Annotated in this window: 8 protein-coding genes and 1 pseudogene; 3 read left to right on the forward strand and 6 right to left on the reverse strand. The window is 46.3% G+C overall.

The window, feature by feature from the left end; all coding sequences use genetic code 11:
- A partial coding sequence (locus tag Q3W56_RS20400) for an IS3 family transposase (protein ID WP_131121716.1) occupies positions 1-86 on the forward strand: 86 nt, incomplete at its 5' end.
- 60 nt (positions 87-146) lie between these two features.
- On the opposite strand, the gene speB is transcribed toward Q3W56_RS20400, so the two are convergent.
- Together speB and speE are read right to left on the reverse strand one after the other, a co-directional pair.
- Positions 147-1,019 carry an agmatinase gene (gene speB, locus Q3W56_RS20405; RefSeq protein ID WP_302896689.1) on the reverse strand — a complete coding sequence of 291 codons (873 nt, stop codon included), beginning with the start codon at positions 1,017-1,019 and terminating at the stop codon, positions 147-149.
- A gap of 60 nt (positions 1,020-1,079) precedes the next feature.
- Positions 1,080-1,910: a spermidine synthase gene (gene speE / locus Q3W56_RS20410; protein ID WP_003222027.1), complete on the reverse strand. Its 831-nt coding sequence runs from the start codon at positions 1,908-1,910 to the stop codon at positions 1,080-1,082.
- Between the two features lie 201 nt (positions 1,911-2,111).
- On the opposite strand from speE, the gene Q3W56_RS20415 reads away from it, so the two are divergent.
- Entirely contained in the window at positions 2,112-4,187 is a 2,076-nt protein-coding gene (locus tag Q3W56_RS20415) for a transglycosylase domain-containing protein (RefSeq protein WP_302896690.1), read from the forward strand.
- A gap of 188 nt (positions 4,188-4,375) precedes the next feature.
- On the opposite strand, the gene Q3W56_RS20420 is transcribed toward Q3W56_RS20415, so the two are convergent.
- Together Q3W56_RS20420 and Q3W56_RS20425 are read right to left on the reverse strand one after the other, a co-directional pair.
- Positions 4,376-4,894 carry a YwhD family protein gene (locus Q3W56_RS20420; RefSeq protein WP_302896691.1) on the reverse strand — a complete coding sequence of 173 codons (519 nt, stop codon included), beginning with the start codon at positions 4,892-4,894 and terminating at the stop codon, positions 4,376-4,378.
- Between the two features lie 12 nt (positions 4,895-4,906).
- Entirely contained in the window at positions 4,907-5,566 is a 660-nt protein-coding gene (locus tag Q3W56_RS20425) for a site-2 protease family protein (RefSeq protein ID WP_268399623.1), read from the reverse strand.
- 108 nt (positions 5,567-5,674) lie between these two features.
- On the opposite strand from Q3W56_RS20425, the gene Q3W56_RS20430 reads away from it, so the two are divergent.
- The gene (locus Q3W56_RS20430) at positions 5,675-5,863 is read left to right on the forward strand and encodes a 2-hydroxymuconate tautomerase (RefSeq protein ID WP_003222038.1); all 189 of its coding nucleotides are present in this window, start codon (positions 5,675-5,677) and stop codon (positions 5,861-5,863) included.
- Between the two features lie 42 nt (positions 5,864-5,905).
- Here Q3W56_RS20430 and Q3W56_RS20435 read toward each other — a convergent pair whose 3' ends face one another.
- Both Q3W56_RS20435 and thrS read right to left on the reverse strand, forming a co-directional pair.
- Complete coding sequence (locus tag Q3W56_RS20435; RefSeq protein ID WP_019716085.1) at positions 5,906-6,325, reverse strand: MarR family transcriptional regulator; 420 nt, start codon at positions 6,323-6,325, stop codon at positions 5,906-5,908.
- 118 nt (positions 6,326-6,443) lie between these two features.
- Positions 6,444-7,608, reverse strand: a pseudogene (gene thrS, locus Q3W56_RS20440) (threonine--tRNA ligase); the annotation flags it as partial.
- Positions 7,609-7,779 lie beyond the last annotated feature (171 nt).

The raw sequence follows: 7,779 nt of genomic DNA on the forward strand, positions 1-7,779 counted from the left end.
AATACATTCATTATTATAACAATATTCGTATTCAAACGAAACTAAACAACCAATCACCGATAAACTATCGACAATTGGCTGTTTAAAAGGTGTTTTGATCCCTGTCTCAAAAACGGGGGTCAGTCCCACAAAGTCTGGATGTTTTCTTATTTCACAAACCCAAGCAGCATTTCACGGATGATTTTGCTGGCTGTGTTTGCCGTTTGTTCTGAGTGGTCATATACCGGTGCGACTTCCACTAAATCAGCGCCCTTCACGTTTACCTCTGAGCGAGCGATTTCATGGATAGATGCAAGCAGTTCTTTAGACGTGATGCCACCGGCGTCAACCGTTCCTGTACCCGGTGCGTGTGCAGGGTCTAATACGTCAATGTCAATTGTGACATAAACCGGACGGCCCGCCAGCTTCGGAAGCACCTCTTTCAGCGGTTCAAGCACTTCAAATTTTGAGATGTGCATGCCGTTTTGCTTCGCCCATTCAAACTCTTCCTTCATGCCGGAACGGATTCCGAATGAGTACACATTTTGCGGTCCGATCAATTCTGCCGCTTTGCGGATCGGCGTGGAGTGAGAAAGCGGTTCTCCCTCATAATCAACGCGAAGATCTGTATGCGCATCAAAATGGATAATCGCAAGGTCTGGATATTTCTTGTACATTGCTTTAATGACAGGCCATGACACGAGGTGCTCCCCGCCCATGCCCATTGGGAATTTCCCTTTTTCTAAAATGCTGTCCACATATTCCTCAATCATATCAAGGCTTCTCTGCGGATTTCCGAACGGCAGCGGAATGTCGCCGGCGTCAAAGAAGTTCAGATCTGCCAGATCACGGTCTAAATACGGGCTGTATTCTTCAAGGCCGATTGACACCTCGCGGATTCTGCTAGGGCCAAAGCGTGAGCCCGGACGATAGCTAACCGTCCAGTCCATTGGCATGCCGTACAGGATGGCGTCCGCCCCCTCCCACTCGGGACGGCTCGCAATAAATACTTTTCCTGAATAAGCTTCATCAAATCTCATCTATAATACCCTCGCTTTCCTGTAAAAAAGCGCAAGATTCGCTCCTGCGCCATACCTTCATTATTTAATCAGGTCACTCACAAATTTCGGCAGAACAAACGCCGCTTTATGAATATCTTTTGTGTAATATTTCGTATCAATTTCGAAGAAACGGCTATCTTCTACTGCAAGCGGATCATATTTTTTCGAACCGATTGTAAATGTCCACAAGCCGCTTGGATATGTTGGAATGTTAGCCGTATACAGTTTCGTAATCGGGAAGATTTCCTTCACGTCGCGCTGTACATTTGTGATTAATTCCGGTGTAAACCATGGGTTGTCCGTCTGAGCGACGAAAATGCCGTCTTCTTTCAGTGCCTTCGCGATTCCCGCGTAGAATCCTTTTGTAAACAGGTTTACAGCCGGCCCGACAGGTTCAGTTGAATCCACCATGATCACGTCATATTGATTTTCAGATTTCGCAATGTGCATAAATCCGTCATCCACCTGCACATCAACGCGTGGATCATCCAGCTTTCCTGCGATAGAAGGAAGGAACTTTTTAGAGTATTCAATAACCTTGCCGTCAATATCAACAAGCGTCGCTTTTTTCACGCTCGGATGCTTCAGGATTTCTCTGATGACGCCGCCGTCACCGCCGCCGACTACAAGAACGTGCTCAGGATTTGGGTGCGTAAATAACGGCACATGCGCTACCATTTCGTGATAAACGAACTCGTCTTTTTCAGATGTCATCACCATGCCGTCCAAAAACAGCATGTTGCCGAACTCTTCTGTTTCCACCATTTCTAAATGCTGAAACTCTGTTTGTTCTGTATGTAACGTTTTGTTAACCTTCATCGTAATGCCAAAGTTTTTCGTCTGCTTCTCTGTGTACCAAAGTTCGCTCAATTGTCATCTCCCTTTCAAGGCTGTATTCATTTATTGTAAGCGTCTTATCAGCTTTTATTCTCGGTTGAAATCTCATTTTCACCTAAGGAAAAAGTATAGAGGATGGCGGGGAAAAAGTAAAGATACGTCCTGTTTTGCGATGTTTAAAAATGATCTTTTTTTCTCATAATAGTAGAAACATAAAAAAAGGGGGAACCCGTTGTGGATGCAATGACAAATAAACGGCTGAGACTGACGCTGAAAACCGTTCGCGCCTTTATCTTTTTAGGGGCTTTGGCGGCCTTAGCGGCAGCTGCTGTGTTTATGACTGTCATTTTGATTGCCAAATACCAGGGCGCTCCCTCCGTGCAAGTGCCGCAATCCACGATTTTGTATGCGAGTGACGGCTCAAAGCTCGGGGAAACGAATTTCGGTGAAAAGCGCTATTGGGTCCCCTTAAAGGACATGAATCCGACGATTGTAAAAGCGACAGTTGCGGTTGAAGACCAGAATTTCTACGAGCATCACGGCTTTGATTATAAACGCATGGCCGGTGCGGCGCTTGCTGATCTGAAAGCATTTGCCAAGGTTCAGGGTGCCAGTACCATCACCCAGCAATATGCGAGAAACTTATACCTTGAACACGATAAAACGTGGAAACGGAAATGGAATGAGGCGTTCTACACAATTCGTCTGGAACAGAACTATTCTAAGGACGAGATATTAGAAGGCTATTTAAATACGATTTACTACGGCCACGGCGCCTACGGCATTGAAGCCGCTTCCCGCCTGTATTTCGGCAAGCATGCAAAAAATCTGACAGATGCGGAGGCTGCGCTTTTGGCGGGTATCCCAAAAGGCCCTTCCGGCTATTCGCCTTATGTCAATGAAACAAAGGCCAAGGAGCGCCAGAAAACGATTGTGCGGATGATGGAAAAGCAGCGGATGATCAGCCATAGGAAAGCGGATGAACTCATGAAAGAACCTCTTTCTTATCAGCCTTTGAATAAACAAGTTTCCAAGAAAAAAGCCCCTTATTTCTATGACAATGCGATGAGAGAGCTGGAGAAAAAGCTCGGCCTGACGCGGGAGCAAATTGAAACGAGCGGGTTAAACGTCTATACGACGGTAGATAAACGGATGCAGCGCATAGCTGAGGAGACCATTACTGAAACCGTCAACGCCGGCTCTGACATTCAAGTCGGGTTTTCAGCCATTGATCCCCGCACAGGAAACGTTCTCGCTCTTGTCGGTGGCAGGGATTATCATAAAAGCCCGTTTGACCGGACGACACAGGCGAAGCGCCAGCCTGCTTCGACAATTAAGCCGTTACTGTACTATAAGGCGATTCAGAGCGGATTTACGCCAGTTACCTTGATGAAAAGCGAAGAAACCGAGTTTCAAATTGATGCAAAGGGAGAAACCTATTCTCCAAGCAACTATAACGGATACTATGCCAACAGGCCGATTACGCTTCTGCAGGCGCTGGCGCTTTCCGACAACATTTACGCTGTGAAAACACATCTCTTTCTCGGCATGAACAAGCTCGTACAGGCGGCAGAGGAATTCGGCATCACCGCGCAGCTACAAGCACTGCCGTCCCTGGCGCTCGGTACCGAGCCCGTGCGCCCGATTGAGATGGTCAATGCCTATGCCATGCTCGCAAATGGCGGGAAGCAAATCGAACCGACCTTTATTTCGAGGGTCACGGACGCAGCGGGACATGTGCTGTATGAAAACCCGAATCAGCATAAACAAGTGCTCGATGAAAAATCCGCTTTTGTCACGGCGAGTATGATGACAGGCATGTTTGATCCGGATTTAAACGGCTATACGTCGGTAACCGGACGGATGATCGCCAACCGCCTGACAAGAACGTATGCGGGAAAATCAGGAACCACAAGCGCAGACAGCTGGATGATTGGTTTCAATCCGAAGCTGGCCGCAGGTGTTTGGACGGGCTATGATAAAAACAGCACCATCGACTCGGTCGAAGAAAAAAGCTATGCCAAAACGATTTGGGCTGACTTTATGGAGGATGCGCTCAAAGGAGAACCGGAAACTGCATTCAAACCGCCAAAAGGCGTAACCGGTGTGTACATTGATCCGGTAACAGGCTACACGTCAGGCCCCGGCTGCGCAGCCAAGCACTACACGTATTTTGTGAAAGGCACTGAGCCATCAAACGTATGCTATGGGGCAGAACCAGCAAAACAAACAAAAGACCTGCATCCAGTCAAAGAGAAGCCTGCTTCACCGAAAAAGTGGTGGGACAAATGGCTGGGGCGGAATCATTGAAAATAACCCGTCTCCTCGGAGGCGGGTTATTCGCATGGTTTCGTACATCATCTTACACTTACAAAATGAAAAACCCCGAGTCTTGGTTCGGCTCGGGATTTTCCATGTCCTATTTCTGTATCACCAGTTTACTCAATGTTTACGAAAAATAGTTCAAATTTTCTAAAAGTTCACAGAAAGTTCACAATTTAATTGTCTTCCGGAAGCAGGCCGGTTTTTAATTCATCTGAGGAGCGGTCCCATAGACCCTGATCATGCTTTTTCAGAAACTCGCCGAGCACACGCTTCGAGCTGTCATCCATTTTATCAATGATAATTTTTCGTTTCATTGATTTATCCATTAGATTCACATGCTCAGGCAACGATTTGTAGCCTCTTCTGATGCTTCTGTCGACCGTTAGTTCACAAGCTGTCACGCCTGCGTAATAAGGCCCCTCTTCTCTTCTGTCAATCGTCACCCATACAAGCCAGTATGGTTTGCCGTTTGGAACTTCTTCTTTATTCGGCAGAAATTTAATTCCTTTTTCAACGGTGCTGCGGGCGTGCATGGCACCGATGTCAACGAACGCTTCTTTTTCCTCTACATCGACGAATACAGGGGAAATGTTATCGAGGCTGAGTGCCCCTACACCGAAACCGCCATGTCCGTCTGTCGGATCACTTTTGATAATATTAAACCCGATTGATTTTTTCTTTTTTTCTTCCATGAGTTCTACCTCCTACAAAAGCGGTTGAAATATCGCTGAAAACAGCTGTAAAATCCGATCTCTTCCGGCATTTAGCAGTGGCCAAAGCACGTAAGATCCGAGCGGTGTCACAAACAGAACCAAAAAGACGATAAAGCCGTAGTTCTCCGCCTGCGTCATCTTGACACGCACTCCCGGGGGAACGAGATCTTCGATTATTCGATACCCATCGAGCGGAGGAAGCGGCAGCAGATTAAATAAAAACAAAACAAGATTCAGCTGTATCCAAATGGAAAAGAACTGATCAAGCCCCGTGCTGAATGCCGCAAGCAGCTCCATTCCGTATGCATGCATCAACACTAACAAAAAGAAACCGATAAACGCAAGAATCAGGTTACTGACGGGTCCGGCAATAGATACAAGCACGCCGGCAAGCCGAGGATTCTTAAAGAAGCGGCGATTAACGGGAATAGGGCGCGCCCATCCGAAGCCGGCCACCAGAATCAAAATGGTTCCGAACGGATCAAGGTGTTTAATGGGATTGAGCGTCAGTCTTCCTTGTTTTTTCGCCGTATCGTCACCGAACTTGTATGCGACATAAGCGTGGGCAAGCTCATGCACCGTAAACGACACAATTAACGTGATGACGAGGTATGGCATTAAAGATAACGGATAATATAAAAAACGGTCCAAGTGTGATATCCCTCTTTCTAAAAATGCAAGAATTTACTTTATTCAGTATACTATAAGAAGCCTCTTTTTCTAAAGAGAGGAAACGAGATAAAGGAGGATTCAGCATCCATGCCATACGTAACTGTCAAAATGCTCGAAGGCCGTACAGACGAGCAGAAACGCAATCTTGTCGAGAAAGTAACAGAAGCCGTAAAGGAAACAACCGGTGCCTCTGAAGAAAAAATTGTTGTATTTATAGAAGAAATGAGAAAAGACCATTATGCTGTCGCAGGCAAACGCCTGAGTGATATGGAATAATCTCTATAAAGCCGGCGTTTCGCACACCGGCTCTTTCTATCCCTATTGGGTAAGCTTCCCAATAATCGCTAAGAACGTCTTTTTCTCTTCGTTTGTTAAACGCTCAAACATGCCGTCAATCAGCTGCTGGCGGTTTTCGATCATTTGTTCAGCTGTCCCCCGGCCCGATTCAGAAAGCGTAATCCATACAGTACGGCGGTCATTGTTATTTCTGGATCTTTCAATAAACCCCTCCTGTTCTAAATGATTCAGAGCGGTGGTTGTGGCTGAGGGAGACAGTGTGACCTCCTTCAGAATATCCTTTATTGTGCAGCTCCCATGTCTGTATATAATCCGCAGAATAAATCCTCTTACATTATTCATGTGTTTCGGAACAGTGGCTTCATCCAGTTGCTTCGTGCTTTTCAAGTATTTTGTAAGTGCGTGATCCAGCAAATTTGCTTCCAGTTTGTCATGGTCCATGTCAATTTCCCCATTTCGAGATGCATTCATAACATACGAACGATAGATTTACTTATTATTTTACTGATTCCGGATAGGGAAAGTCAAAAAAGCAAATTGAGAATTCACAGCTTTTCTCCTAGATACTTCGATTTTCCACCTGTTTGACAAGTTTATCTTTAAACGTCTGAAAAGGGACGTGTTCATTCTGCTGATTTCTGAATTGGCGGACGTTTACCGCACCTTCCTGCTCTTCGTGATCCCCAAGCACCAGCACGTACGGGATTTTCTGTACCTGCGACTCTCTGATTTTGTAGCCCAGCTTCTCATTACGCTCATCTATGCGGGCTCTTATCCCCAGCTGCCTCAGCTCTGTCTGCACCTTTCTGCAATAGTCCAAATGAACGTGCGAGACCGGTATGATTTGAACCTGGATCGGTGCAAGCCAGACTGGGAATGCCCCGCCGAAACGCTCGATTAAAATGCCGAAGAAACGGTCGATCGAGCCGAATACCGCTCTGTGTATGACGACAGGACGAACTTTTTCATTGTGTTCATTGATATATGTTAAATCAAATTTTTCCGGCATTTGAAAATCAAGCTGTATTGTCGCGCATTGGTGGCTTCGTTTCAGGGCATCTTTGATGTGAAAATCAATTTTCGGCCCGTAAAACGCCCCGTCACCTTCATTAACCTCATAAGACAGGTTAAGTTCCTCAAGGACGCCTGCTAAGGCGCGTTCCGACGCTTCCCAAAGGCTGTCATCTCCTAATGAATCTGCCGGGCGAGTCGAGAGTTCGACCGAATACTCGAAGCCAAAAGTACGATATGCCTCGTCAATCAGCCGAATCGCTTCTTTAATCTCACTCTCAATCTGATCGTCTCGAACGAAGATATAGGCATCATCCTGGCAGAACGTCCGGACGCGTAGCATTCCGTTTAAAGCACCGCTGTATTCATGGACCGAATTCCGCCATTCGAATCGGCAGATCCCGATACGAATACAGGCTGTTTTTAAAGATGAGCATATGGCCGGGACAATTCATCGGCTTCATGGCGAATCTTGTATCATCCACTTCTGAAAAATACATATTGTTACGATAATGATCCCAGTGGCCTGACTGTTCCCATAACCGCTGATTCATCATAAACGGCGTACGGACCTCCTCGTAGCCAGCCTTTGTTTGCAGCTCACGCGAGAAGTGTTCCAGCTCATTGCGGATAATCTGCCCTTTCGGCAAATAAAACGGCATCCCCGGCGCTTCTTCAGAAAACATAAACAGCTCTAATTGTTTGCCCAGCTTGAAGGCGGTAAATGATATCCCTAAGCTGGGAAGCTCTCACCTTTCTTCCCTCTCTGAAAACCGTAATGATCATCCATGTCCTTTTCATCGCATATATTTAGTTCATAAAAAAACACACCCATCCCTCTAAAAGGGACGAGTGTGTAATGTACCCGTGGTTCCACCCAAATT

The sequence above is a fragment of the Bacillus sp. C28GYM-DRY-1 genome (genome assembly GCF_030519405.1).
Lineage (GTDB): Bacteria > Bacillota > Bacilli > Bacillales > Bacillaceae > Bacillus > Bacillus spizizenii_A.